The sequence below is a fragment of the Brevundimonas sp. genome (genome assembly GCF_036399195.1).
Classification (GTDB): Bacteria; Pseudomonadota; Alphaproteobacteria; order Caulobacterales; family Caulobacteraceae; genus Brevundimonas.
The window spans coordinates 1-2,506 of the sequence record NZ_DASWNO010000118.1; the positions used below are offsets into that span (position 1 = coordinate 1).

Annotated in this window: 5 protein-coding genes; 4 read left to right on the forward strand and 1 reads right to left on the reverse strand. The window is 72.1% G+C overall.

The window, feature by feature from the left end:
- The 3 genes from VGB60_RS05590 to VGB60_RS05600 all read left to right on the forward strand — a co-directional run.
- Nucleotides 1–265, forward strand: a 265-nt coding sequence (locus tag VGB60_RS05590; RefSeq protein ID WP_331037279.1) for an OmpA family protein, incomplete at its 5' end; no start/stop codon positions are given.
- Between the two features lie 177 nt (nt 266–442).
- On the forward strand, nt 443–1,072 hold the full coding sequence (gene msrA / locus VGB60_RS05595) for a peptide-methionine (S)-S-oxide reductase MsrA (protein ID WP_331037280.1): 630 nt from the start codon (nt 443–445) through the stop codon (nt 1,070–1,072).
- A gap of 77 nt (nt 1,073–1,149) precedes the next feature.
- On the forward strand, nt 1,150–1,446 hold the full coding sequence (locus tag VGB60_RS05600; RefSeq protein ID WP_331037281.1) for a hypothetical protein: 297 nt from the start codon (nt 1,150–1,152) through the stop codon (nt 1,444–1,446).
- On the opposite strand, the gene VGB60_RS05605 is transcribed toward VGB60_RS05600, so the two are convergent.
- The gene (locus tag VGB60_RS05605; RefSeq protein WP_331037282.1) at nt 1,443–2,111 is read right to left on the reverse strand and encodes a TlpA disulfide reductase family protein; all 669 of its coding nucleotides are present in this window, start codon (nt 2,109–2,111) and stop codon (nt 1,443–1,445) included. The genes VGB60_RS05600 and VGB60_RS05605 overlap by 4 nt on opposite strands.
- Nucleotides 2,112–2,172: 61 nt before the next feature.
- Here VGB60_RS05605 and VGB60_RS05610 point away from each other — a divergent pair.
- The coding region (locus VGB60_RS05610) for a lyase family protein (protein ID WP_414644473.1) at nt 2,173–2,506 on the forward strand (334 nt) is incomplete at its 3' end.

A 2,506-nucleotide genomic window follows, 5' to 3' on the forward strand; every position in this document is an offset into this window, starting at 1 on the left:
GCAAGCCGCCAACTACGCCAAGTCGGGCCGTCCGACCCGCATCCTGGTCGTCGGCCACGCCGACACCTCGGGTTCGGCCGCCTACAACGTCGGCCTGTCCAACCGCCGCGCCCGCACCGTTGCGGACGCGCTGGTCGCCCAGGGCGTCAACGGCGGCGTGATCTCGCTGGACGGCCGCGGCGAAACCGCCCTGGCCCGCCCGACCGCCGACGGCGTGCGCGAGCCCCTCAACCGCCGCGCCACCATCGGCATCAACTTCCGCTAAACCCGGAAGGCCGAAAGTCCGGCCCCGGCCTCAAGCAGGCCGAAGGCCGGTAGGCCACAAAGACTGCAGCCGCCGGTCCCGAAAGGGGCCGGCGGTTTTGCTTTGGGGCGGGGGGTTGAAACCGCGGTCTGCAGGGCGACGTATGTTCCCGTGGCTCGTCGCCGCCGGAGCTCCATCATGTCACCCCGCGCCCTTCCCGCCCTGGCTCTGCTCATCATCGCCGCCTGTTCTCCGGGCGCGCCGGCGGAAAGCGCGCCGCCGTCTCAGGCCGGAGACAGCGGCCGCCGCGAGACGGCCGTCTTCGCGGGCGGCTGCTTCTGGTCAGTGGAAGCCAATTTCGAGCGGATGCCGGGCGTTGTTTCGGCGGTGTCCGGCTTCGCCGGGGGGCGGGTGGCCAATCCGGCTTACGAACAGGTGGTCCGCGGCGGCACCGGCCATCTGGAATCGGTCCAGGTCACCTTCGACCCGGCCCGCATCAGCTACAGACAGCTGGTCGACCGCTTCTGGCTGACCATCGACCCGACCGATCCCGACGGTCAGTTCTGCGATCAGGGCGCGCCCTATGCCACCGCCGTCTTCGTCACGGCGGCCCAGAAGCCGATCGCCGAGGCCTCCCGCCGCGCGGCCGCGGCGCGGATCGGACCCGCCCGCTTCGTCACCCCCGTTCGCGACGTCGCCCGCTTCTGGCCGGCCGAGGCGCACCATCAGGATTTCGCAAGGCTGAACCCGGTCCGCTACGGGGGGTACAGCCGTTTCTGCGGCCGAGGCGCGCGTCTGCGAGCCGTCTGGGGCGACGCCGCGGCCTGACGCGGACGGCGGCGCGCAACCGCCGCCGTCGCGCCGCGTTTACCGCCAAGGTTCATCGCTTCAAGGGGGATTTTCCCATGCGCATCCGTGTCTCCGCCCTCGCCGCCCTCGCCGCTGTGTCGCTCGGGGCGGCCGCTTGCAGCCAGCCCGAGCAGGACGCCGCCCAGGCCGACGCGAACGAAGCGGCCGCCGACACCGGTCAGGCCGCCGAGGCCGCCGGAGCCTCTCTGCAGGAGGAAGCCGCTCAGGTCGGCTCCGCGATCGCCGCCGGGGCGTCCGAAGTGGCTCAGGAGGTCGACGAGGCCACCGACAACCTCGACAGGAACGCCGAGGCCCAGAAGGCCGAGACCGCCGCGGACACCAAGGGCAACTAACCGGTTCGCGACCGCGCCGGGTTGGGTTCACCTTGCTGATCGACCCCTTCGGCCAGCAGGGCGTCGACCAGCGCCCGCGCCTCGGGGCTCGCCCAGTCGGCCTCGCCCGAGAGATGGGCGCGAATCCGTCCCTGCCGGTCCAGAAGCACTGTCTGGGGCATCTTGCCCTTCCCCGGAAGCTCGAACGGCAGTTGGAACCTCGGGTCGCTGTAGAGCGGCAGGGGCGCGTGTCCGTCGATGAAGGCGGCGGCCGCGGCGACCTGGTCGGCGCCGGTGTCGACATTGACCGGCACGACCACGAGGTCGCTCTCAGCATAGGCCGTGGCGAGGCGCGCCAGGGTCGGCATCTCGGTGCGGCAGGGGACGCACCACATGGCCCAGACGTTCAGGACCACCACCTTGCCGCGGAAATCCGACAACCGCGCCTCGGCGCCCTCGCGCGTCCGAAACACATGGGCTGGCGCGGGATCGAGGTCGGCGGGGGTCTCCAGGGCCGCGAGCGAGCCGACCGCGAAGCGGGCCAGCCCGCCCTGCCCCGCATCTCGTGCGGCGGCGGCTTTGTCGTTCCGGGCAGGTTCGTCGTATAGCAGCGCGGCGCCGCCGATCACGCCGATCAGCAGTCCGCACGCCGCCGCCGCGCCCCAGACCGTCTTCGAGACCTTCATGTCCGACCTGCCGCCTTCCGCCAGCCCGACCAAAGCCGCGCCGAACGGCGCAGGTCAAGACATGTGGGGGGGCCGCTTTTCGTCGCGCCCGGCGGACGTGATGCAGGCGATCAACGTCTCGATCGGCGTCGACCGCCGGCTGTGGGCGCAGGACCTGGCGGGGTCGCGGGCCCACTGCCGCATGCTGGCGGCGCAGGGCGTGATCGCGCAGGCGGACGCCGAAGCCATCCTCGGCGGGCTGGAGGCCATCGAGGCCGAGATCCGCGGCGGGACCTTCCCCTTCCGCGACGCCTATGAGGACATCCACATGAATGTGGAGGCCCGGCTGGCGGAACTGATCGGCGAGCCGGCCGGGCGGCTGCACACGGCGCGGAGCCGCAACGACCAGGTGGCCA